Raw genomic sequence first — 23,372 nt, 5'->3', positions numbered from 1 at the left:
CAAGTTTAGGGTAGGCTACCCAGGAACGTGAAGGTGCGCTCCCGCCCTGGTCAGACCTGTTCCCACGGACCGAATTCGAGCAAAACGTCAATTGCTGTCTTACCGTCCTGCGGCCGAACGACATGTTCGAGGGCATAGACCCTCGATCCCTCCGCAGCGCGAGCGAGATCGGAAATACCGGGCAGAATGGTCGGTTCGGGTGGACCGCCCACACCACGATGGAAGTTCTCGATGGAATGCCCCAGATAGAGGACCCGTCCGCCGGGCGTCAGCCACTCCCCGACGCGCTTCAAGGTTGCGGCCAGATGGTCGACCTCGAGGTGAAGAAAGCTGACCAACACCAGGTCAACCAGCCCTTCCGGCTGCCACTCGGTCGCGTCGCCGACCTGCCAGTCGACAGCCTTGTCCCCGTCACTCGCCCGTGCCAGATCGATCGCCACCGACGAGTAGTCGACCGCAGTCACCGACCAACCTTGCCCAGCCATCCACCGCGCGTGACGGCCGTCGCCGCAGGCCAGATCGATCGCGGTGCCCGGTCTCAGATCGGAAATTCTTGTTGCGACGGTTCCCGCCGGGTCGACTCCCCATGGCTCCGTCACCGCTCGGTATCGCTCGTCCCAGTCGCGTGCGTCCATGATTGCTCTCCCATATCCGTTTCACCGTTTCAGATCGGACGGTGCCCCCAGCAGCATAGAGAACCCTCGAATGTGACAGATCGATACCCCTGGGGGTATACAGGTGACGGACAGGAATACCCCCACCCGTATCAGGAGTGAAGATGTCAGCGACCAGAACAGTCACCGCGGACCCACCCACCCGAGCCGACGGCATACTTGCGCGTCTCGGTCGATCGATGGCGACTCACACCCGCCTCGTCGTCGGCGTCTGGTTGATCGCGTTGATCGCACTCGGCGCCGCAGCACCCAGCGTGTTCACCTCTCTGGCCGGCGCGGGTTGGCAGGCAAACGGATCCGAATCCGTGCAAGTTCGCGAGTTGGCCGAGCAGCATTTCGGTGGAAATTCCTCCGCCGCAGTACAGGTGGTCGTTCACTCGGATTCTCTACCCATCACGGATCCGTCGATGCAGCAAACCCTGGCCGCGGCAACGGAAATCTTTTCCGCGGACCCTCGCTTCGGCGAAGTGATCGCCCCGCAGCCCGGTATGACCATCAGCCCGGACGGACATACCGGCATCATGGTCGCGGGCGCCAACGCGAGTACCGACGAGATGGTCAGCGCGGTAGACGAACTCGGCAAGAAGCTCACGGGCTTGTCCACCGACACGATCGAGGTGTACCCGACGGGTGCGTCGGCGTTGTGGAGCGATTTCAACAAGGCCAATCACGAAGCCATGATCAAAGCCGAAATGATGTCGTGGCCCGTCACTCTCGCGATCATGGTGTTGGCCTTCGGCTCCCTGGTTGCCGCGGGTCTACCACTACTGCTGACGCTTGCGGGCCTGGTCGCTTCGGCGGGTGGGCTTGTAATCCTCAACGAGATCACGCCGATTTCCGTGTGGGCCATGAACTTCGCGATGATGTTCGCTCTCGCGCTGGGCATCGACTACGCACTCTTCCTCGTCGCCAGGTTCCGGGATGCATTGCGAGCCGATCCGGATCCAAGGGCCGCCGTGGCTCAAACCATGGACACCGCCGGCAAGGCTGTGGTCCTTTCCGGCCTCACAGTTCTGGTCAGTTTGTCTGCGGTTCTCATCGTTCCAGCCCCGGCCGTACGCACGATGGCTGTCGGAATCATGCTCGCTGTGATCTTCGTTCTCGCCGCAACACTCACCCTGTTGCCTGCCGTGCTCGGCAGGATCGGCGCGAAGGTCAACGGCGGTTCTCTACCGTATGCAAAGCGCCAGCAGCACCGCTCCCCGATGTTCGCAGGTTGGGCATCATTGCTGCACAAGCACCCGTGGCCATTCGGGGTCGGCGCCTTACTCATCCTGATCGCACTCGTTGTTCCGGTCTTCGGACTGAAGGTGGCAATGCCCTCCATCGCCGTGGTTCCCGAGGACGCCCCGGTTCGCCAGGGCTATGAACTGGTGCAGCAGCAATTCGGGGACGGCGCCCCGGGGATGTTGCAGATCGTCACGTCCGCCGACGATGCAGCCGACACCTCACGTCTTACCATGAGCGTTGACGGCGTGGCCATGGTCACCCCAGCGCAACAAGCTGCCGACGGGTCCGATCTTGTTATGCTGCAAGCAGTTCCCACCGTCGACCCGTCAGATCCTGCGATGGAAACCATCCTTGCCGACCTTCGGTCGCAACTGCCGGAATCGGCGCTCGTCGGCGGCGCTCCGGCCGAAAATCTCGACCTTCAGCAGGCACTCGACGACTACCTTCCCATCGTCGTGGTCGTGATTCTGACGCTCGGATTCCTGTTGCTGCTGATCGCCCTCCAGGCGCCTTTGATCGCCTTGATCGGCACGCTGGTCAGCCTGCTGTCCACTGGGGCCGCATTCGGAATCGCGAAGCTGATCTTCCAGGACGGTCACGGAGCAGGCCTACTCGGCTTCACCCCCCAGGGTTTCCTCAACGGGTGGGGTCCGGTCTTCTTCTTCGCCATGATCTTTGCGATCGCGATGGACTACACCGTGTTCCTGCTTTCGAGTGCCAAGGAGCACTACGAACGCACAGGCGACCCCGCGATCGCACACATCGACGGCCTCGCGCATTCAGGTCGGGTCATTGCGGCGGCAGCAGCGGTGATGGTTGCGGTCTTCTTCACTTTTGCGCTCGCAGATCCCTTGCCACCCAAGGAAATGGGCATCATTCTCGGCGTAGCTGTCCTCCTGGACGCAGTGCTCGTCCGCTTGGTACTGCTGCCCGTTCTCCTACGCCTCACCGGCCGGGCAGCCTGGTGGGCGCCGGCATGGCTGCGTCGCGTCCTGCCGAACATCAGCTTCTCGCATGGCTGATCGCGTACCCGACATCACTGTCCTACTGATACCCCCAGGGGTATAATGGGGACAAGAGAAATCAAAGCCGGCGACAGTGACAGCCCACGACGAGGAGTGCGCAATGACAACACCCACAGAACCGATAGCGATCGCAACCAAGGTCACCGGAACCTTCGACGACGTCGTCACCCGCACGCGTGGCGCTCTCGCCGAGCAGGGCTTCGGCATCCTGACCGAGATCGACATGCAGGCAACACTCAAGGCGAAGCTGGACGAGGACATGGAAAAGTACCTGATCCTGGGTGCCTGTAACCCGCCGTTGGCCCATCGGGCAGTTTCGGTGGATCGTCAGATCGGCCTCCTGCTGCCGTGCAACGTCGTCGTCCGCGAAGATACGACTACCGAGAATTCGTTCTTCGTCGAAGCGATGAACCCTGCTCTCATGGTTCATCTTTCCGGCGAACCCGGCCTCGAGTCCGTGGCAGCCGACGCAGCCGTCAAGTTGCGCGCGGCCGTCGACTCGCTGATCTGACACCGCAGTCGGATCAAACACTGAATCAAGCAGTGACATGCCCCCAGGGGTACCCTTGACCGCAGCACGAACACTCGAGAAGGGGCCACCATGACCGGCGACGAAGAGAGCATTGCGCTCGTATTGAACAGACTGCGTCGTGCCCACGGCCAACTTGCCGGGGTCATCTCGATGATCGAGAACGGCCGCGACTGCAAGGACGTCGTCACGCAACTCGCCGCCGTGTCCAAGGCGCTGGACCGAGCAGGGTTCAAGATCGTCGCTTCCGGGCTGCGTGAATGCCTGAGCGGTGACAGCGCGGAAGGTCAGGAACCGATGACCGAGGCCGAACTCGAGAAGCTGTTCCTGGCACTGGCCTGAAACATGAGAAGGGCCTGACCTGCAGTTAGCAGGTCAGGCCCTTTCTCGCGTGCGAAAGAACTACTTCGCCAGGAAGTCGATCAGCACCTTGTTCACGGCCTCCGGACGCTCGAGGTAGCCGTAGTGCCCGGCGTCGGGAATCTCTTCGTACGACGCCGTAGCGATGCAGTCCGCCACCTCGCGGGAGAGGTAGGGCGGGATCATGCGGTCGTCGGCGAAAGCGACGGACAGGCACGGGCGCATGATCGACTTGTACGCACCCCGTCGATCGAAGGCGCGGTCCATACCGAGCTGCGCGCGAACACCCGGTGACGTTGCGCCGCCGGTGAACTCGAAGATATCCATCCAGTCGCGCGCCGAGTGATCGTCTGCCAGCGTGGCCGGCGAAAGGTTCATCACCGCGGTCACTGCGGCACGGTACTTGGCCGGCAGAGCGACTCCACTGTCGAACAACTGGCGCTCGCCCTCGGTCAGGACCTGCTGGAAATGATCCATCCGGGCGTGACCGGCGAGGAACACTGCTTTGCGAACCAGATCGGGCCTGGCGAGCGTCAGTTCCTGCGCCACCCGGGCGCCCATCGAGGTTCCGATGACATGGGCCGGACCGCCACCGAGGTGCTCGATCAGTCCGGCGGTGTCTGCGACCATGTCGGGCATCGTAATGCCGCCGAGGCTCTCGCCGGACGGTGCGATTCCGCGGTTGTCGAAGGTGCAGACTCGGTAGCCTGCGGCCACTAGCGCCGGAGTCTGGTGCAGATCCCAGACGCGGCCGGGGCTGCCGGTCCCCATGATGAGCACCACCAGATCTCCATCACCCTTGACCTGGTAATTGATGGGGATTCCGTTGATTGTGGCGACCGTCATGTCAGCCTTCCTCCTCGTACGTGTGATCAACAATTTTGGTTGGATAGCCTAAGCTGATGGGCGGTCGTGTGACCGCAACCCCAGCCCATGCTCGTCCAGGAGGACCCCCGTTGAGAGTCGCTACGCTCGGATACCAAACCTGGGGCCACCGTACCCTGCAGGCCTTGATCGACTCCGATCACGAGGTCGTGCTGGCAATCACACACCCGAAGAGCGAACACGTCTACGAACAGATGTGGGCGGACTCGGTTGCAGATCTGGCGGCCGAGAACGGTGTACCCGTTCACGTGGCGAACAAGCCTGACGATGCCTTCAAAGCCGCGCTGGCCGAAGCAGCTCCCGACATCATCGTCGCCAACAACTGGCGTACCTGGTTGCCTGCGGAGGTCTTCGACGCACCCAAGTACGGCACCCTCAACATCCACGATTCGCTGCTGCCCAAGTACACGGGATTCTCCCCGCTCATCTGGGCTCTGATCAACGGCGAAGAAGAAGTCGGCCTTACGGCGCACCTGATGGACGAGGAACTCGATGCGGGCGACATCGTGCTGCAGCGATCGACGACGGTCGGCCCGACCGACACCGTCACCGATCTGTTCCACCGCACGATCGACATGATCGGCCCCATCACACTCGACGCCCTGGATCTGATCGCGTCCGGCCGTACCGACTGGACGCCGCAGGACCGATCGCAGGCCACGTTCTTCCACAAGCGTGCACCGCAGGACAGCCACGTCGACTGGTCCTGGCCCGCCGAGGTCATCGAACGTTTCGTCCGGGCACAGTCCGATCCGTACCCCAACGCTTTCGCCGAGTTCAAGGGCCAGCGCATCCGCATCCTGAAGGCGTCCGTCTCACGCGGGCACTACGGCGGAACCCCCGGCCGAGTGTTCATCCAGGAAGACGACGGCATGGTGATCGTCGCGGGCCCCGACGCGTGGTCGGGCAAGAACAAGGGACTGCGGATCGAGCGCGTCCGACTCGACGACGGCAGCGAGTACACCGCCGCCGAGTTCTTCCCCCACGGCGGCGGGTACCTCACCTGATCGCCGGATCAGACCCCCTCAGTACAAAACCCAGTACAAACCCCTCAGTCGCGACCTTCCCAGGCCGCCCACAGTTGTGCGTAACGCCCGCCCGCGGACACCAGTTCGCGGTGCGGGCCTTCTTCTACGATCTGTCCGTGTTCGAGCACGATCACTCGGTCGGCGCCCGCGGCCTGGGTAAGCCGGTGTGCGACAACCAGAGTGGTGCGGCCCTCCGTAGCGGCGTCGGCAGTCGCTTCCAGTTCCCGCGCTCCGGCGCTGCCCGCCTCCGCTGTTGCCTCGTCCAGTACGGCGACGGCGGGATCGGCCAACACCAGTCTCGCCAAAGCCAACTGCTGCGCCTGCGCCGCCGTCATCTCGTGCCCGCCTTCGCCGACTACTGTCAGCATTCCCTCGTCGAGAGCCTCCACCCACTCGTACGCGCCGACCGTCCGCAGTGCCGCGGCAACGTCCTCGTCCGAGGATTCGGGAGCCGCCAATCTCAGATCCTCGATCAGAGGTCCGGCAAAGACATGAACCTCCTGACTCACGATCGCGATGTGGCGTCGTAGGTCATCGAGGTCGGCAAGCGGGACACCGCCGATCGACACCCGGCCCGACGTCGGAGTGATCGAACCGGCAGCGATCGCCGCGAGCGTCGTCTTTCCGGCTCCGGTCGAACCGACGAGCGCCACGCGTTCCCCCGCTCGCAGTGTGAGGCTCACTCCGTGGAGAACCTCATGACCACCGTCGTAGCTGTGCCGAATGTCATCCAGACGCAGCGAACCGTCGGCCGGAACGGAACCTGCATCCGTCGAAGGCTCCGTTTCCTCGATCTCGACGACGCCGACCAGTCGCGCGAGGCTTGCGCCGGCCGACTGCACTTCGTCGAAGGTGTAGAGCAGTGAGCCGATCGGGTTGAACAGGCGATGGAACAGCAGGGCAGCAGTCGTCGTCTGGCCGACTGTCACGACGTCCTCACGGACCAGCAGGAATCCGACGACGAGAATCATGGACAGGCCCACGAATTCGGCGCGGTTACCTCGACCGGCGAACCTCGTGAACAGGCCGAACACTCCGACTGCCAGATCGCGCGCTTTTGCCGACGCCGCATCGATCTGCCCGAGGTGTTCCTTCTCGAGGCTGTACGCGCGGACCGTCTTCGCACCCTGGAGACTGCTGATCAGCGCTTGTGAACGAGCCCCCATCGCTACCCGCTCGGCTGCGTAAACAGGAGCCGATCGTGGCAGGTACCACTTGAGCGCCAGCGCGTACATCGGCAGCGCGACCATTCCGGCCAGACCGAGTCGCCAGTCGAGTCCGAGCATGGTCACCATGCTCAGAGCCACGAGCAGAACCGCCGCGATCATGCCGGGAACCACGTCGGACACGGCCTTGGCGATCACCGACACGTCGTCGCCGACACGCGAGAGCAGATCGCCCTTACCGACCTTCTCGACGGTCTGGATCGGCAGTCGCAGTGCCCGGTCCACGGTCCGCTCTCGCAGATCCGCCAGGATCGTCTCACCGAGCCGCTTGATCAGATAGGCAGCCACACCGGTGAACACACCGCCCACGATTGCGGCAGCGGCGATGATCACGACCACCCCGACGATCGTCGACGTGGGCGCGTTGTCCCGGACCCGGTCGACCAGGACGCCGAAGACGTAAATCGGCACCAAGGCCATCGCCGACGCCGAAGCCGCGACGATCAGGACCAGCAGGCTCTGCATCCGGTGTTCGGTCAGCGCCGCCCGCAACCACTTCCAGGTCTGGCGACCACTCGCGATCGGCAACAACTCGCGCTCTGTCACCTTCTCGGCATTCTCCCCGGCCGGCATTTCGGTTGTCGTGTCCGTGGCCGTCACCGCAGCACCGCTCCTCGGTAGTTCGCGTCGCCGCGAGAGAGTTCGGAATGTGTGCCGATCGAGGCGATCACTCCGTCGTTCAACACGATCACTCGATCCGTCACGGCCAGCAAGGCTGGGCTGCTGGTGATCAATACCGTCGTGTGGATGCCACCGGCACCCTCGTGCCGCAGTTCTGCGATTCCTTCGGCGATCGACGCCTCGGTCACCGCGTCCACCGCCGTCGTCGGATCGTGCAGGACCATCACGGGTGCCTGTGCCACCAGGGCGCGCGCGAGGGCGACGCGTTGCCGCTGGCCTCCCGACAAACTGGCGCCCCGATCGGTCACTTCGAGGTCGAGACCGTCCGGATGTGCATCGACGACATCCGCCGCTGCCGACGCCACCAGAGCGCTCTGGATGTCGAGAGCAGCGCCATCACCGGCGCCCGCGGTGACGTTCGACGCAAGCGACCCGGAGAACAGATCGGTGATGTGCGGCTCCACCAACACCGTCCGACGTGCCAATCGCAAGTCCATGTCGGACAGGCTGATTCCGCCAACCCTCACCACTCCGCGATACGCGTCCTGCGCCAGCTGACCGGACAGGACCGCGACAAGGGCGTCGGCGTCCTGCGGCTGGTAAGCCACGACGCCCAGCAGTTCTCCCGCAGGCAGGTGCAAGTCGATGCCCTTGAGCGACTTGTACTCGACTCCGTCGAGGGTCAGGTCGGTGCCTTCGAGTTCGGTCTGCGAACCCGCGCCCCGCAGTGGCTCCGCGTCCAAGACCAATGCCAGTCGATCCGACGACGCCCGCGCCACCGCGAAGTATCCGGGGATGGACGCAAGCAATCCGAGCGGTTCGATGATGAACTGCGCAAGCCCCACCACGGTGATCAGTTCACCGACCGTGATCCGGCCCTGCAAAGCGAAGTATCCGGCGAAGCCCGCAACACCGACTGCGAGCAACGCACTGACGGTCGCGGCAACGCCGGTGTAGATACCGGTCGCCTTGGCCGTGCCGATCGTCGACGCGAGCGCCTGACGGCTGACTGTGCGATAGCGAGCCGACGCGGTCTTCTCACCACCGATACCGCGCAGTGGACGCAATCCGCTGACCAGATCCGTAGCCATCGCCGACGCCCGAGCGATCGACGCCTGCTGACCGGTGGCCCTCGACGTGATGAGAGGCGCCGCCAACTGCAGCAGACCGAGAATGACCGGCGTTCCGATCAGAACGGCCAGCCCCAGCCAGAGGTCGATCCACACCAACGCCACCGCCGACGCCACCGCAGCTGTCAGGGCCGCAGCGGCGCGCGGGACGATGTCCGCGATCCACGAAGTCTGCTCGGCATCGGATGTCGAGACTGTCAGCAATTCACCCGAACGCAGATCGGTGCGCACCCCACGCGGATCGAGGACGCGGTGCGCCACCTCGAGCCGGAGGCGATGAGCCTCCTGCTGCATCGCGGTGACGATGAAGCGTGCGCCGAAGCGCCACGCGGCCGTCAGAACGAGAAACAGAGCCGCGAGACCGACGATGGAGACGATCAGGGCCGTGGTGTCCGAAGTCTCCACCGCACGGTCGATGATCACACCGATGGAGATCGGCACCGCCGTCTCGGTCAGTTGGTGCAGACAGACCAGAACCGTGCCGATGGCGAGCGGGCCACGGTTACGGACGAGGACACGTCGCAAAATCGCAGCACCGCTGTGATTGCCACTATCCGGCTCGTCCGAGTCGACGGTCACACTCGAGGGGGTCGAACTCATGGAACTCCAAGCATCGATGGAAGCGATAAAGTTGAGTACAGGGATAAGTAAGTCGACCCTAATACATGAGCAACTAGCGTCGACACGCCCAGTTCTCATAGAGTCGCGAGTAAGAACCATTGCTTGCGCCGTGCAGGCAAGCACGAGAGGAACATGATGGCTGAGAACACGACCGTCGAAACCGAGATCGCGGACGAGGACCTCGAGCCCGTAGCGGACGAAACTGCTCGTCAGGCACAGCGCGTCGTCGCTGCCTACGCGGAAGATGCCGACGAGTGCAGGATGCTGCTCTCGATGCTCGGTATCTCCCCCGCCGCCAAGCTCGACTGAATCTTTCCCTCACCGACCGAGAAGGAACCACGTGCCTGTCAGTCCGGATTCGACCAGTTCAACCCTTTCTGACAGCGCACCTGCTTCTTCGACCGGTGAAGCCGTGTCCGGGCAGGCTGAGTTCGTTGTCGTAGCGAACCGCCTGCCCGTCGACTTGGAACGGCTTCCCGACGGCACCACCCGCTGGAAGCGAAGCCCCGGCGGACTGGTCACCGCTCTCGAGCCGATCCTGCGCAGCAATCAGGGCGCGTGGGTGGGCTGGGCGGGGGTGGCGGACGCCGAGCTCGACCCCATCGTCGAAGACGGACTCGAGCTCTACCCCGTGCCGCTGAGCGCCGAGGAGATCAACGAGTACTACGAGGGATTCTCCAACGCCACCCTCTGGCCGCTCTATCACGACGTCATCGTCAAACCCGAGTACCACCGCGAATGGTGGAACGCCTACGTCGAGGTGAACCGGCGATTCGCCGAAGCCACCTCCAAGGCAGCGGCACAGGGCGCGACAGTCTGGATCCAGGACTACCAGCTGCAGTTGGTACCGAAGATGCTGCGGATGCTGCGCCCCGACCTGACCATCGGCTTCTTCCTACACATTCCGTTTCCCCCGGTCGAGCTGTTCATGCAGATGCCGTGGCGCACCGAGATCGTCGAAGGCCTCCTCGGCGCCGACCTCATCGGCTTCCACCTTCCGGGTGGCGCACAGAACTTCCTGTACCTGGCCAGACGCCTTGCCGGGCAACAGACTTCACGTGGAACCGTCGGCGTCCGCTCCAAACTCGGTGTGGTGCAAGTAGGTTTCCGTAGCGTCCGCGTCGGCGCCTTCCCTATCTCCATCGACTCCGGCAAGCTCGACGAGCTCTCGCGCACCAAGGCAATTCGAGACCGCGCCAAGCAGATTCGCAAAGAACTCGGAAACCCCAAGCACATCATGCTGGGCGTCGACCGCCTCGACTACACCAAAGGCATCGACGTCAGGCTCGCTGCGCTCCACGAACTTCTCATGGAGAAGCGCATCGACCCCGCCGACACCGTCATGGTGCAGTTGGCGACCCCGAGCCGCGAACGCGTCGAAAGCTACGTACAGATGCGCGGAGACATCGAGCAGAAGGTCTCCCGAATCAACGGCGAGTTCAGCGAAGTCGGCCGCCCCGTCGTCCATTACATCCATCGGCCGATCCCACGCGACGAACTGGTCGCGTTCTTCGTCGCCGCCGATCTCATGCTCGTCACGCCGCTGCGTGACGGCATGAACCTCGTCGCCAAGGAGTACGTCGCCTGCCGAAGCGATCTGGGTGGTGCATTGCTGCTCAGCGAATTCACCGGTGCCGCAGCAGAACTCCGCCAGGCATTTCTGTGCAATCCCCACGACCTCGACGACGTCAAGGATTCGATGGAGAAGGCCCTCAATCAACCGCGCGAGGACGGCCGGCGCCACATGCGTGCGCTACGTCGTCAGGTCCTGACGCACGACGTCGACCGCTGGGCGCGCTCGTTCCTCGACGCGCTCGCACACGGCGGTGCCGCAGGCCCGGCGCTGATCGCCCCGGCCGAAGCACAAGACCACTGAGGACAGTGCACAAAGGCTGGGGCCGCGGAGAGTGAATCTCCGCGGCCCCAGCCTCTTTCGTACCCGGCTCCAGCCTTCGTGTGTTTGATCAGAAGGGTTGGACGTTGTTCACGAGCCAACGCCCGTCCTGCTTCTCCAGACTCATCTTCACGCGACTGCCACTGGCAACGGCTTCGGGCGATTCCGAAGACGTCGTGATCTGATTGAGGAACAGCATCGTCGTCGCGCTGTCCGCCTCGGCGTCGAGAACCGCGGCGCCCTGGACGACGACCTGAACGGTCAGCGACTTTTCCTTGGCTCCCGGAATGATCACCGATTCGATCAGGTTGGTGAACGTGCCCTGGAAATCGCCCGTCAAACCGTCTGTGGCTGCATGCAACTGCTGGTCGACGTTGTTGTAGTCGTACTGGAACATCGCTACCGCCTGATCGGAAGAGGCCTGTGCCACTTCGTCTCTGGTCTGATCGATCGCTGCGGTGTCACGCGTTCCGTCCGGACCGAAGTAGAGATACGCCGACACTGCCGCCAACGCGATGGCCACTGCACTGATGACGCACAGGATGATGGCGAGCGGTGAGGCGCGCTTCGGCTTCGGCGAAACTTGCTTGGACGTCTCGGGGTTCACTTCTGGGGTCATGGCACAAACTCCACATTCGAGGCAAGCAACTGCCCGTCGACGTCGCACATGGTGATTCGGAGTCGGTAGTTGCGTTCAGCGGGCGCTTCGTCGCCGTTCTTCTGCATCGCACGCACCGCGACCAATGAAGTCCCGCAATCGCCGTCGGATTTCTCGAACCCGGCTTCGAGCACCTCGCCGTCGGTCTGAACTCCGGCCTGCCCGAGGACGTTGACAAACGAATCCTTGCGTCCGTCGAACTGCGACTTGAACTCGTCGGTGGTGCCGGCGAGGAACTTGTCGAGGTCGGCAGCCGCCGTATCCGCGTGCAGTGTCGTCAGATTCAGTGCGGTGGTCCGGGCACCGGCCACGTAGCGGGCTCGGTCCTCGTCGGCATTGGACGCCTTGTTCCGGTCGACGAGAAGAAACACCGTCAGGGCTGCGAGAGCGATGGCGATCACCGAAGCAATGGCGATCCCGACTACCAACCCGACCTTGGGCTTCGAACGAACAGGGGTGTCCACAGCAGTTTCTGCGGGGGTTTCGGCGGTACCGGTCGGCTCAGCCTTGGTCGCGACCTGATCACCGCTGACGACCTTCTCAGGTGGAGTATCGGGCTTGCCCAAAGCAACTGGCGCCGCCGCCTTCTGCTCATCTGGCTTCTGCTCAGCCGACTTCTGCTCAGCCGACTTCTGTTCGGCCGACTTCTTTTCGGTGGGCACTACTACCGCGGCAGCGTCTGCATCCGCACCCGTGGGTCCGGCGCTGCGGGACGCGCGACGGCGCACCCGCTGCCCGGCCTGTGGATCTTCGTCTGTCATCAACCCTGCTGACCCTTCATGAACTGTTCGAGACTGACGTCGCCGCCACCGAGGTTCGGTTGCGAGTACGTCCTTCCGTCCGGCCCGATGTACGTGCCTGTAATCGGATCGTACCGACGAGCCGAGACCGAAGGCGTCGACGTGTACGAGCTCGGGGTCGCGGTAATCGGTTCCGGAGGCCCGGATTGCGGGTTCGTGCCCATCGGTACGTAGCCGGAACGGCACTGTTCGACCGTCGGCGCACGACGTCCCGGATACTCCTCGCAGGGAAGGTTTCTCGCGCCGCGCACGGCGATCGGCGAATCCTGGGCAACCTGGCAGAAGAGATCCGACGGCGTCTCGATCGGTGATTCGTCCTTCGGACTGCGCCACTGCTCTGCAGGGAGGAATCCTGTAGTGCACGGCGGCGGGTCGTTGACCTCCATGTGGAAGTCCACCAGTGCACCATCCGCAGCCGGGCCGGAGCCTGCCACCGTGACCAGCGCTGCGGCCAGCGGCGGATAGATGACCAGAATCTGCTCGATCGCGTTGTTGTAGATCACGCCGACCTGTCCGACGGACACGAGGTTCGCCAGAAGAATCGGCAATGTCGGCTGCATGTCTTGCAGAAGAGCATTCGCCTCCGCCGCTGCCGCCGGCCCCTTCTGGATGACGGCACGCAGATCAGGGTCGCTGGCTCGGAGCTGATCGGTGAAGGTCACCAGATTGCTTGTCCAGGAACGGATGGCGTCGCTGCTGACCACCTGGGTGTCCAGGAGTGGACCGGCCTGCTCGATCAGGGTCTTGGTCGCGTCGGAGTTGTTGTTCGCCTCCTCGACGAACAGCCGAGCCGAGTCGATCAGCTTCTGCAGATCCGGGCCGGCACCGTTGAACGCCTTGAAGGATTCGTCGATGACGGTCTTGAGCTTGGTGTCGGAAATGCTCTGCAGCAACACATCTGCCTGATCGAGCATCGCGCCGACATCCTGCGGAATGCTGGTTCGGTCTTCGGGAATCACCGATCCGTTTTCCAGATGCCCGTCGACCACGATCGCTCCGGAGCTGTCGGTGTGCGGAATCAGATCGACGAACTGCTCGCCGATCGCCGACACACTCTTGACCGCAGCGTCGACGTCCGAGGGCACCTTGACGCCGCTCTCGAGAGACAGACGCGCATTCACGCCCGTTTCCGACAACTCCACCGCGTTCACGACGCCGATGGTCTGACCGCGGTAGGTGACGTTCGAGTTCTTGTACAGCCCACCGGTGGCGGGCAATTCGACGGTGACGTCGTATCGGCCGATACCGACCATAGCGGGAACACGCACGTACTGAGTGGCCATCACTATCAAACCGACGACCGTCAAGACGGCGAAGATGATGAGCTGGATGCGGACGAACTTTGTGAGCATCATGGTGCCGGTGCCCCCTGAGGAAGTCCTGGAATGTTGATCGGCGGAAGTCCCGGAATCTGAATGGTATTCGGATCCGCTGCCGGGGCCTGCGCAGCGGGAGCCTGTCCGGCGGGAGCTTGTGCCGGCGGTGCGGCAGGCTTGAGCGGATCGCTCAACGGGTTGCCTGTCTGTCCGGCGAGCCCCGCCTGCTTACCCAACACGCCTTCTGGTCCGGAGAGTGTTCCGGCCAACGGAGTTCCGGTGAGGAAGTTCGCGTCGAGTCGGGGCAGCGAGATGTCGATGGTCATCGCCAGGTTGGCATAGTCACCGCGGATGACGTTGTCGATTCCGTTCTGTGGGAACGGGAACGTCAAGAGGACTCCGAGAACCTGAGTGAGAGCATTACCCGAATCCGCCAAGGCCTTCAGAGTCGGCGACAGCGCCCGAACATTGGTCGCGAAATCGTCGCCGCTCTCCTGGATGACGCGACTGGCCACCTCGCTGAGACCACCGAGGGAGGTCAACGCGTTGGTGATGTCCTGACGCTGAGCGACAAGAATCTCGAGTGCCGGCGGAATACCTTCGAGCGCTTTGTTCAAGGTGTCGTGCTGTGCCTGGACGGTCGAGGACAGTCGATCGAGTCCTTCCATCGCCGAAACGATGTCGCCTCGTTGCTTGTCCAGACTTCCGACCAGCTGATCGAGCTGAGGCAGGAGGTCTCGAACGGAATCTTCACGCCCACCGAGAGCGGCGTTGAGTTCCTTCGTGATGTCCTGAACCTGAGCGAGACCGCCGCCGTTGAGAACAACCGACAGCGACGACAGCGTCTGTTCCGTCGTCGGGTAAGCACCCGCTCGCTCGATCGGAATCAGGTCACCGGCTTCGAGTCGGCCCTCGGGCTCTTCTCCAACCGGCGGCGCCAACTCGATGTGCTGAGAGCCGAGCAAGCTGGTCTGACCGATTTTTGCCGTCGCGTTGGCCGGCAACTGAACCTCGGGATTCAGCGACACCGTCACCAGAGCGTGCCAGCCTTGAACCTCGATGTTCGAAACGCTTCCCACTGCCACGTCATCCACCCGGACGGGCGAATTCTGCGACAGCGTAGTCACGTTCGGCATCTCGATCTGAACCTCGTATGCGCCTTCGCCCCGGCCTTGAGTGCCTGGCATCGGCACCGAGTTGAGACCGTTCCATTCACAACCGCTGGCGCCGAGAGCCACTGCCGTGGCCAACACCGCAACCGTGGTCTTGCGAGCTACCCGCATCAGTTCCCTCCGCCCATGTTGAAGAGTTCGGCGAGATCCTTGGGAACACTCGTCATGGGAGCACCTGACATCGGTCCTGCGACGGTTTCCGGCTGATTCTGACTTGCCGCTTCCAATCCCGGCTCGGTGTAGACGATCTGATCCGGGAAAGCCTGCACGCCCGCGACCGGGTTGAACAGGAATCCGGGGTAGTTGCCGATCATCGTGCTGAGCACCGGCCCGAGGTACTGCTTACACAGGTCGGCACTGTTCTGGGAGTTACCACTCTCGATACCTTCGATGGAACCACAGATCCACTGGATCGGATTCTTGAAGTTACTCAGTGCAATTGCGCCGGTCATACTGCCCTGAGCCGGCTTGTAGATCTGATAGAAGTTGGCAAGCGACGTCGGTCCGGAGTGCAGAACCTGCTCGATCTCCGGGCGCTTGTCAGTCAGTACCTGAGTGGCATCGGCGAGACGCGCAACCGATTCGCTCAGTCCCTCGCTGTTGTCCTTGACGAACCGCTGGACGTCGCCGACGGCCAGGTCGAGATCACTGAGGGCTGTACCCAACTCGTCGGAGCTGCTTGCGAGAACGCTTGTCACCGAAGCGAGGTGACCGCTGAACTGCACGATCTGCTCGTTGCTCAAGGACAACGCAGTGACAAACGCCTGCAGGTTCCGAATGGTGGAGAACAAATCGGTCCGGCCTTCGGACAGCGTGTGCATCGTGGCCGAGAGTTCGCGCAGCGTCGACCGAATCGACTCACCGTTACCGTCGAGGTTCGTTCCCACGGTGTCGATGAATCGACCGAGGGAACCCTGATCGTCCAGACCCTCCGGTCCGAGTGCGTCCGACAGTTTGGTCAGTTCGGTCTTGATCTCGTCCCACTCCACCGGAACGGCGGTGCGCTCGATCGGGATCTCGCCGCCGTTGGGCATCTGTTCCCCGCCGGAGTACACGGGGGTCAATTGCATGAAGCGTGCGGACACGAGGCTTTGAGCAACGATGAGCGCCTTGGCATCTGCCGGAACGTCGACGCTCGAATCGATCTTCATCTCGACGTAGGTGTCCCGATCACGCGGTTCGATCTTGGTCACCTTGCCGACGTTGACACCGAGCACTCGCACGACATCGCCCTCGTAGAGACCGGTGGTCGAGACGAAGTGCGCGGAGATCTTGGTCTTGCCCAGGCCTGGGATGAAGAGGTAGGCCGCACCGGCGACGAGCAGCGCGACCAGCACACCCGCTCCGATCAGCACCCACTTCTTGCGTGGGTTGGTGGAGCCCTGTGGATCCTGTGAAGTCATGGTCTCGGTCATTCTCCCGGCCCCCTGATCGTCGGTGGAATACCGGGGAAGAAGTCTTCCAGGTCGCCCGGAACCTGCTCGGGCGCGACGCTGGTGTCCACCAGGGTCTTCCACCAGTTGCTCGGCAGAATGTTGATGATGAAGGCGTCGAAGAACGGGCCGCTGGCCACGGTCTCACCGAGCGCGGTGATGTACGGTCCGAGTCCGTCGAGCGCTCCCGCGATGTTGTCCTTGTTCTGCTGGAGAACCTCGGCGACCGAATTCAGCTTCTCGAGGGTCGGCCCCATCTGAGCCTCGTTCTCCTGCACCAGCGCTGACAGTTGACGTGAGACTGCGCCGGTGTTGACGATCAGTTCGCTGATCGCGTCACGCCGCAAGCTCAGTTCGGCAAACAGCTTGTTGCCGTCGACCAGCAACGAATCGATCTGACCGCTTCTGTCGGAGAGGATCTTGGTGACATCTTCGGCCCGCGAGAGCAATTGGAGCAGGCTCTCGTCGCGTGAGTTGATGCTCTGCGAAAGCCGCGTCATTCCGTCCAACGCGGTGCGCAGTTCGGGCGGAGTATCGGCCAGCGTGTCCGAGATCGCGTTGAGCGAATCGTTGATCTGTTCCGTGTCGAGTTCGGACACCGTTGTCCCGAGGTCACCCAGAGCGTCGTTGAGCGAGTACGGGGAGTTGGTGCGCTCGATAGGAATCGGCGTGTCCGTCCGCAGCAGTCCGGATCCTTCCGGCCGTACCGCCAACGACTTTCGCCCGAGAACCGTGTTGGTCTTGATGTCGGCCGCTGTCTGCTCGCCCAGGGCGACACCGTCCTGAACGGTGAAGGTGACCAACACCTTCTGGTCGTCGAGTTCGACGTCGCTGACCTTGCCGACCTTCACGCCGGCCATGGTCACGTCGTCGCCGGTGACCAGGCCGCCGGCATCTTGGAAGTACGCCGAGTAGCGAATGCCACCGTTGATGAACTGGAGTTGATCGTATTGAAGCGCGGCACCGACGGTTGCCACCGCCAGGACGAGACCGATGACACCGATCTGTACCGGATTACGTTCACGGGTTGGGGTCATGAGACTTTTGCGCACCTTCCCGTGTCCTGAACTGCCGTGGGCAAGATGATCGTCGTCCCGTCGGGTCCGGAGAACTTGAAAGTGTTGGCGCACAGATAGAACTGGAAGAATGCTCCGTACGTGCCCACTCGGATCAGCTTCCGGTAGTCGGACGGCAGACGATCGAGAGCGGTGTTGATGTCGTCCTTGCCCAGGTCCAGCTGCGTCATCGTTCGGTTGGTCTCCCCGATCAGCGTCTGGATGTCCGGACGTGTCGCCTGCAGCAACGACGCGAGATCTCCCGTGGCACCGGCGATCTCGGTGATCGAATTACCGATCGGGCCACTGTCCTTCGCCAATCCACTGACCAACTGCTGGAGCTGATCGATCGTGGTGGAGAACTGATCGCCCTTGTCGTTGATGGTGCCGAGTACGTCGTTGAGATTGGTGATGACGTCCCCGATCAGCTGGTCTCGGTCCGCCAACGTGCTGGTGAACGAACTGGTGTTTCCCAGCAACGAAACCAGCGTTCCGCCCTGCCCCTGGAGTACCTGCAGCAGGGCCCCGGAGAGGTCGTTGACCTGCTGCGGGTCGAGCGAACGAAGCAGCGGCTTGAATCCGCCGAGCAGCAGATCCAGATCGAGAGCGGGCGACGTCTGATCGACCGGAATGGATCCTCCCGACGGAAGCGTCTCGGTGGAACCGGCGCCCTCGAGCAGTTCCATGTAGCGATCGCCCACCAGGTTCTCGTAGCGCACAGTCGCTTTGGTGCTCTTCATCAGCGAGTACTTGGTGTCGACGTCGAACTCGACCTCGGCCTGGTTGGAGTCACCGATGGACACTCCGGTGACCGACCCGACCGGAACACCGGCGATGCGGACCTTGTCGCCGGACTTGAGTCCCGAGACGTCCGAGAAGGTGGCGTGAAATCCGTTGCTGCTGCTGAAGCGCACCTGACTGAAGACGATCGCCAGTCCGGCGAAGATGACCGCCATGACGACGGTGAAAATCAGCAGCTTGACCGTGGTCGGTCTCATCACTTCCCGTCTTCCTGCTCGTAGGAGTCACCGAAGAGATACTGGAAAATGGTCGGCACGGTAACGCGCAGTTCGGTGTTGGGAACGAAGGGCACGTTGCCGGTGTTGGTGACTGCGAACGGTGCATGCCCGTCGACCTTCGGATCGAATTCGGGCAGACCATAACAATTGGGTCCGCCGGAGGCCGCGACCTTGGGGAGAGATTGCGGATTCTGGTACGCCTCGGCGCCGTACATGAAGCTCGCACTCAGCATCAGTGCCGCTTTGTCACCGGTGCCTGCCAGTGGCTCGAACTTGATCCGGCCGTCGTTCAACCCGACGATGAAGCACGTCAGACCCGACGAGTACTTGTCGAGCAGGGTCGTCGTCGCGGTCAGAGTGTCGAGGGCGGTGGTCAGGTTCTGCTCGTTGTCGGTCAACAACGCGTTGCCGGTGTCCGCGAGGCCGGTGACGTTGAGCAACAGCAAGTCGAGGTTTGCCTGCTCGGCCACGATCGATCCGCTTGTCGCGGTGGCATTGTCGAGAATGCGCATCAGATCCGGTGCCACGTCGGCGTACAGATTGGTGACATCGGCGGCGCCGACCAAGTCTTCCTGGAGCTGCGGCAGAACCGGATTCATCTTCTTCAGATAGGTGTCACCGAGCTCGAGAACCTCACCCAGCGACTCGCCGCGCCCGTTGAGTGCGGTGGAGATCGCGCCGAGTGTGGCGTTGAGCTTTTCCGGTTCGATCTTCGCGAGTACGTCCGAAAGATGTTCGAAGACACTGTTGAACTCGACGGTGACGCTGTCCGAAGCGATGACAGCACCCTCCTGGATCGGCTGGGTCGACGGATCGTCGGGAATCACGATGTTGACGTACTTCGCACCGAACACCGTGGTGGTCTTGATCTCCACCCGGGCATTCGACGGAATCTTCGACATCTGGCCCGGGTCCATCGCCAACTTCAGGTTAGCCTGGTCCCCGTCGAGGGAGATCGATTCGACGCGGCCGACCTGCACTCCGCGCAACTTCACCTTGGCATTGGGTTCCATGACGAGGCCGGCACGCGTGGACGTCACGGTGATGGGCGTGCTCTTGGTGAACCCACCCGAGAACATGGTGAGAGCAACGGCGACGATCGCCACGAGTCCGAGGACCAGGCCGGCTGCGGCCAACTTCTTGTGCCATCTGGGTACGGTCATCGCTTGCCCGCCTATCCCGACAGGTTGAAGTTGCCGGACCCGCCGTAGATGGCGAGTGAGATGAGCAGGGTGACCGTGACGACCGCGATCAACGAGGCGCGCACTGCGTTACCCACCGCGACACCGACGCCGACCGGGCCACCGGTTGCGTTGAAGCCGTAGTAGGTGTGGATGAGCATGACGGCCAGCGCCATGACTATCGCCTGAGCGAACGACCACAGTATGTCCGTGGGTATCAGGAAGGTCGTGAAATAGTGGTCGTACACGCCGCCGGACTGGTTGTAGAGGAACACCGTCGCAAAGCGGCTGGCGACGAACGACGCGATGACCGCCAGTGAGTACAGCGGGATGATCGCGATCATGCCGGCCATGACGCGGGTGCTGACCAGATACGGAATCGACGGGATCGCCATCGTCTCCAGCGCGTCGATCTCCTCGGAGACGCGCATCGCACCGAGCTGCGCGGTGGAGCCGGCGCCGATGGTCGCGGCGAGGCCGATTCCGGCGATGACCGGCGCTGCGATGCGAACGTTGATGAAGGCGGCGAAGAAGCCCGTCAGTGCTTCGACACCGATGTTGCCCAGCGAGCTGTAGCCCTGAACGGCGATGGTGCCACCGGTGAACAGTGTCAGGAATCCGACGATCACGACGGTGCCACCGATGACGGCGAGCGCACCGGTGCCCATGCTGATCTCGGCGATCAGTCGCAGAGTTTCACGTGGATAGCGCATCAGCGCCTTGGGAGCGTGACCGAGAGCCTTCGCGAAGAACAGCGCTTGATCACCGATGCTGTCGATACTGCGAGAGATCGAGCCGATCTGTCGACGTGTGCGCGGGAAGCGTCCCGCTGCGGCCAACGCCATCAGATCTCCTCCCGTCTGTCGTTTGTCGTTCTGTCCACTTCGATCTCTCCGACTGCCGTGGGCCTCATCCGGCCGTCAACTTGATACCGATGGTCGTGATGAGCACGTTGACGACGAAGAGCGCCATGAACGCGAACACGACGGTCTGGTTGACCGCGTCACCGACGCTCTTGGCGCCGCCTTTGACGTTGAGTCCGAGGTAGGCCGCAACCAGGCCGGCGATCATGCCGAACAGCCCTGCTTTGACCATGGAGAGCATGAGCTCACCGAATCCGGTGAGCAGTGTGATGCCGTTGACGAAGGCGCCGGGGTTCACGTCCTGGATGAACACGGAGAAGACGAAACCGCCGAGGATGCCGATGGTGCAGACCAGTCCGTTGAGGAGCAGCGCCACACCTGTCGACGCGAGCACTCGGGGAACGACCAACCGGTGGATGGGATTGATCCCGAGCACCTTCATGGCGTCGATCTCTTCGCGGATGGTTCGGGCCGAAAGATCCGCGCAGATGGCGGTTGCGCCGGCGCCGGCGACGATCAGCACGGTGACGATGGGGCCGACCTGCGTGACGGTGCCGAGGGCAGCTCCGGCACCACTGAGGTCGGCTGCACCGATCTCGCGCAAGAGAATGTTGATGGTGAAGCTGACCAGCACAGTGAACGGGATTGCGACCAGCACCGTCGGCACCATCGAGACTCGGGCCACGAACCAGGCCTGATCGATGAACTCTTGCCGCTGGAAAGGGCGGGAGAAGACTGCCCTCAAGGTTTGGGCGGACATCTGAAAGAAGCCACCGACCGCTCGTAATGGCACCTCGACGAGGTCTACCATTCGCCCTCCTCGTCCTTGGTTGCCGCAGTACTGTCTGTTCTCATAGTCCAGCCCCCGACAGCTTGTGACTCAGGTCATATTAACTAGAACGTGTTCACCTGTCAAAAACAAGTGTCCAACTCTAAGGAGTAGCCTCACGGCGCCGATCCGAAACCGGAAGATCGGAGACATGGGAAGCATCCCTTTTCGATGCGATTTTCGCCGAAATATCCTGGAAATTAATACTTTTGAATGATCGGCGCCTTTCGGCGCCAGGTTCGAAATTCAGCCATGCGAGAGCCTTGACTGGGCACGCCGATCGAATATCGCATCGTTCGCAGGAATGCAAAATTGGAACACAGTCCAGTTTTTTCGAGACCGTTGGTCTCGTTACGGAACGCAGGCAAACTGCCGCGCCCACCGACTCGTGAACACGCTATTTCTACCAGGAAGTGGACACGTAGACCGTCTGAGTGTGAACAACGGTTCTACGTGTCGCGCACCTGAGAATCAGACCCGTCGATCAGCCCAACGCGCGCAGGGCCGCCGATGCCGAGAACATCTTTGCCGGGTCACGGTCAGCGAAGTAGTCACCCATCACCGCGGACAGCGTTTCCGGCGACCAAGAATCTCCCTCTGCGTCGAACCGCTGCTCGACGACGGGCGCCGCCATCAGCGCAACCATCGGTCCGTACACCACGAATACCTGACCGTTGACGGCGTCGGCCGCCGGTGACGCCAGGTACGAGACGAGCGATGCCACATGCTCGGGCGAGAGCGGATCGATGCCGTCGGCCGGCGCGTCACCGAACACACCTTCGGTCATCGACGTCCGTGCCCGCGGGCAGATCGCGTTGGCCCGTACGCCGTAGCGCGAGAGCCCACGTGCGGCCGACAACGTCAGCGCCGTGATTCCGGCTTTTGCAGCGCCGTAGTTGGGCTGCCCTTCCGGTCCGAGGAGACCCGCCTCCGAAGAAGTGTTGACGATGCGCCCGTACACCGGCGCCCCGGCTTCCTTGGATTTCGCCCGCCAGTAGGCAGCGGCGTTGCGGCACAAGAGGAAATGGCCGCGAAGGTGCACTTCGAGTACGAGATCCCAGTCTTCGTCGGACATGTTGAACAGCATCCGGTCGCGTACGACCCCTGCATTGTTGACGACGATGTCGACACTGCCGAACTGACCCTGCGCTGCTTCCATCAGTGCGTCGGCAGTAGAACGCTCACCGACGTTGCCTGCCACGAATTCGACCTTGGCACCGAGACCACGGATTTCCTCGAGCGTCGCTTCGACGGCCTCGTTCGGGGCCAGATCATTGACGACCAACGAAGCACCGGCCTTCGCCAGACCGATGGCCTCGAACTTTCCAAGCCCCGATCCGGCACCGGTCACGATGGCGACCTTGCCTTCGAGACTGTTTTCTGGGCTGTTCACAGCATTCATCGAAGCGCTCTCCCGGTTCTCTGCGGTCGTGTGTCGAGTTACCCGGCTCGATTGCCGTGACCCACGAGTTCGCAACTTTAGAACGTGTTCTTGTTTTGGGCAACCATCGTCACGGATGTTCGGTCAGTGCCGCGCGCGGGCACTGAGCGATCGCGGAACGGACATCCTCCCAGCGATCCTCCGGTGGGCGCACAGAACTGATCACGAGCTCCTCGTTGTCGTCGAGGTCGAAAATATCGGGCGCGATCCCGACGCACACACCGTTTGCCTCGCAACGGTCCAGATCAACCCTGACCTCCATGGCGATTCCTCTTCTCTACTCACAACTGCTCACACGAACACGGATACGAAACGAGTGCCGCAGGGCTGTGCCGCACACCGTTCCTGGCGATAACACTAGAACCTGTTTCAGTCGTGTGCA

General features: G+C 62.5%; 22 protein-coding genes. 6 read left to right on the top strand and 16 right to left on the bottom strand.

Annotated features, from left to right (window positions below):
- Positions 1 to 50: 50 nt before the first annotated feature.
- Positions 51 to 635: a bifunctional 2-polyprenyl-6-hydroxyphenol methylase/3-demethylubiquinol 3-O-methyltransferase UbiG gene (locus ACBG85_RS04845; RefSeq protein WP_003945672.1), complete on the bottom strand. Its 585-nt coding sequence runs from the start codon at positions 633 to 635 to the stop codon at positions 51 to 53.
- A gap of 143 nt (positions 636 to 778) precedes the next feature.
- Between ACBG85_RS04845 and ACBG85_RS04840 the strand changes: the two genes are divergently transcribed.
- The 3 genes from ACBG85_RS04840 (at position 779) to ACBG85_RS04830 (ending at position 3,800) form a co-directional block, all read left to right on the top strand.
- Positions 779 to 2,926 carry an MMPL family transporter gene (locus tag ACBG85_RS04840; protein ID WP_372026396.1) on the top strand — a complete coding sequence of 716 codons (2,148 nt, stop codon included), beginning with the start codon at positions 779 to 781 and terminating at the stop codon, positions 2,924 to 2,926.
- 103 nt (positions 2,927 to 3,029) lie between these two features.
- Positions 3,030 to 3,440: a DUF302 domain-containing protein gene (locus tag ACBG85_RS04835; RefSeq protein ID WP_125050330.1), complete on the top strand. Its 411-nt coding sequence runs from the start codon at positions 3,030 to 3,032 to the stop codon at positions 3,438 to 3,440.
- Positions 3,441 to 3,530: 90 nt separating this feature from the next.
- Complete coding sequence (locus ACBG85_RS04830) at positions 3,531 to 3,800, top strand: metal-sensitive transcriptional regulator (protein ID WP_007734349.1); 270 nt, start codon at positions 3,531 to 3,533, stop codon at positions 3,798 to 3,800.
- A 60-nt stretch (positions 3,801 to 3,860) separates the two neighbouring features.
- Here the strand turns inward: ACBG85_RS04830 and ACBG85_RS04825 are convergent, their stop codons facing one another.
- Positions 3,861 to 4,664: an alpha/beta fold hydrolase gene (locus ACBG85_RS04825; protein WP_003945829.1), complete on the bottom strand. Its 804-nt coding sequence runs from the start codon at positions 4,662 to 4,664 to the stop codon at positions 3,861 to 3,863.
- 110 nt (positions 4,665 to 4,774) lie between these two features.
- Here ACBG85_RS04825 and ACBG85_RS04820 point away from each other — a divergent pair, with 110 nt between their 5' ends.
- Positions 4,775 to 5,710: a methionyl-tRNA formyltransferase gene (locus tag ACBG85_RS04820; RefSeq protein ID WP_007734348.1), complete on the top strand. Its 936-nt coding sequence runs from the start codon at positions 4,775 to 4,777 to the stop codon at positions 5,708 to 5,710.
- Between the two features lie 44 nt (positions 5,711 to 5,754).
- On the opposite strand, the gene ACBG85_RS04815 is transcribed toward ACBG85_RS04820, so the two are convergent.
- Together ACBG85_RS04815 and ACBG85_RS04810 are read right to left on the bottom strand one after the other, a co-directional pair.
- Positions 5,755 to 7,530, bottom strand: a complete 1,776-nt coding sequence (locus tag ACBG85_RS04815; protein ID WP_042920544.1) for an ABC transporter ATP-binding protein — start codon at positions 7,528 to 7,530, stop codon at positions 5,755 to 5,757.
- Between the two features lie 23 nt (positions 7,531 to 7,553).
- On the bottom strand, positions 7,554 to 9,308 hold the full coding sequence (locus ACBG85_RS04810) for an ABC transporter ATP-binding protein (RefSeq protein ID WP_081557388.1): 1,755 nt from the start codon (positions 9,306 to 9,308) through the stop codon (positions 7,554 to 7,556).
- 156 nt (positions 9,309 to 9,464) lie between these two features.
- Here ACBG85_RS04810 and ACBG85_RS04805 point away from each other — a divergent pair, with 156 nt between their 5' ends.
- Positions 9,465 to 9,638, top strand: coding sequence for a hypothetical protein (locus tag ACBG85_RS04805; RefSeq protein ID WP_164490548.1), 174 nt, complete (start codon positions 9,465 to 9,467; stop codon positions 9,636 to 9,638).
- A gap of 103 nt (positions 9,639 to 9,741) precedes the next feature.
- The gene (locus ACBG85_RS04800; protein ID WP_085989962.1) at positions 9,742 to 11,205 is read left to right on the top strand and encodes a trehalose-6-phosphate synthase; all 1,464 of its coding nucleotides are present in this window, start codon (positions 9,742 to 9,744) and stop codon (positions 11,203 to 11,205) included.
- A gap of 88 nt (positions 11,206 to 11,293) precedes the next feature.
- Here the strand turns inward: ACBG85_RS04800 and ACBG85_RS04795 are convergent, their stop codons facing one another.
- From ACBG85_RS04795 to ACBG85_RS04740, 12 genes are all read right to left on the bottom strand, one after another.
- On the bottom strand, positions 11,294 to 11,842 hold the full coding sequence (locus ACBG85_RS04795) for a hypothetical protein (protein ID WP_007734345.1): 549 nt from the start codon (positions 11,840 to 11,842) through the stop codon (positions 11,294 to 11,296).
- Positions 11,839 to 12,642 carry a hypothetical protein gene (locus ACBG85_RS04790; protein ID WP_372026390.1) on the bottom strand — a complete coding sequence of 268 codons (804 nt, stop codon included), beginning with the start codon at positions 12,640 to 12,642 and terminating at the stop codon, positions 11,839 to 11,841. Before ACBG85_RS04790 ends, ACBG85_RS04795 begins: the two co-directional genes overlap by 4 nt.
- Positions 12,642 to 14,036, bottom strand: a complete 1,395-nt coding sequence (locus ACBG85_RS04785; protein WP_037132261.1) for an MCE family protein — start codon at positions 14,034 to 14,036, stop codon at positions 12,642 to 12,644. Before ACBG85_RS04785 ends, ACBG85_RS04790 begins: the two co-directional genes overlap by 1 nt.
- Complete coding sequence (locus ACBG85_RS04780) at positions 14,033 to 15,280, bottom strand: MCE family protein (protein ID WP_007734342.1); 1,248 nt, start codon at positions 15,278 to 15,280, stop codon at positions 14,033 to 14,035. The genes ACBG85_RS04785 and ACBG85_RS04780 overlap by 4 nt, the downstream gene beginning before the upstream one ends.
- A complete protein-coding gene (locus ACBG85_RS04775) occupies positions 15,280 to 16,584 on the bottom strand; it encodes an MCE family protein (RefSeq protein ID WP_372026387.1) in 1,305 nt (434 codons plus the stop codon). The genes ACBG85_RS04780 and ACBG85_RS04775 overlap by 1 nt, the downstream gene beginning before the upstream one ends.
- The gene (locus tag ACBG85_RS04770; RefSeq protein ID WP_054781758.1) at positions 16,581 to 17,639 is read right to left on the bottom strand and encodes an MCE family protein; all 1,059 of its coding nucleotides are present in this window, start codon (positions 17,637 to 17,639) and stop codon (positions 16,581 to 16,583) included. Before ACBG85_RS04770 ends, ACBG85_RS04775 begins: the two co-directional genes overlap by 4 nt.
- The gene (locus ACBG85_RS04765; protein WP_007734337.1) at positions 17,636 to 18,655 is read right to left on the bottom strand and encodes an MCE family protein; all 1,020 of its coding nucleotides are present in this window, start codon (positions 18,653 to 18,655) and stop codon (positions 17,636 to 17,638) included. Before ACBG85_RS04765 ends, ACBG85_RS04770 begins: the two co-directional genes overlap by 4 nt.
- Positions 18,655 to 19,839, bottom strand: a complete 1,185-nt coding sequence (locus ACBG85_RS04760) for an MCE family protein (RefSeq protein ID WP_042449518.1) — start codon at positions 19,837 to 19,839, stop codon at positions 18,655 to 18,657. Before ACBG85_RS04760 ends, ACBG85_RS04765 begins: the two co-directional genes overlap by 1 nt.
- An 11-nt stretch (positions 19,840 to 19,850) precedes the next feature.
- Positions 19,851 to 20,702, bottom strand: coding sequence for an ABC transporter permease (locus ACBG85_RS04755; RefSeq protein ID WP_003945759.1), 852 nt, complete (start codon positions 20,700 to 20,702; stop codon positions 19,851 to 19,853).
- Between the two features lie 64 nt (positions 20,703 to 20,766).
- Entirely contained in the window at positions 20,767 to 21,531 is a 765-nt protein-coding gene (locus tag ACBG85_RS04750) for an ABC transporter permease (RefSeq protein WP_003945687.1), read from the bottom strand.
- A 502-nt stretch (positions 21,532 to 22,033) separates the two neighbouring features.
- A complete protein-coding gene (locus tag ACBG85_RS04745; protein WP_372026383.1) occupies positions 22,034 to 22,951 on the bottom strand; it encodes a 3-oxoacyl-ACP reductase in 918 nt (305 codons plus the stop codon).
- Between the two features lie 109 nt (positions 22,952 to 23,060).
- Positions 23,061 to 23,252, bottom strand: a complete 192-nt coding sequence (locus tag ACBG85_RS04740) for a ferredoxin (protein ID WP_007734330.1) — start codon at positions 23,250 to 23,252, stop codon at positions 23,061 to 23,063.
- Positions 23,253 to 23,372 lie beyond the last annotated feature (120 nt).

It is taken from the genome of Rhodococcus sp. NyZ502, from assembly GCF_041464245.1.
Classification (GTDB): Bacteria; Actinomycetota; Actinomycetes; order Mycobacteriales; family Mycobacteriaceae; genus Rhodococcus_F; species Rhodococcus_F qingshengii.
Note: the sequence above shows the minus strand (reverse complement) of the source record. Positions and strands in the feature narration are given on the sequence as shown.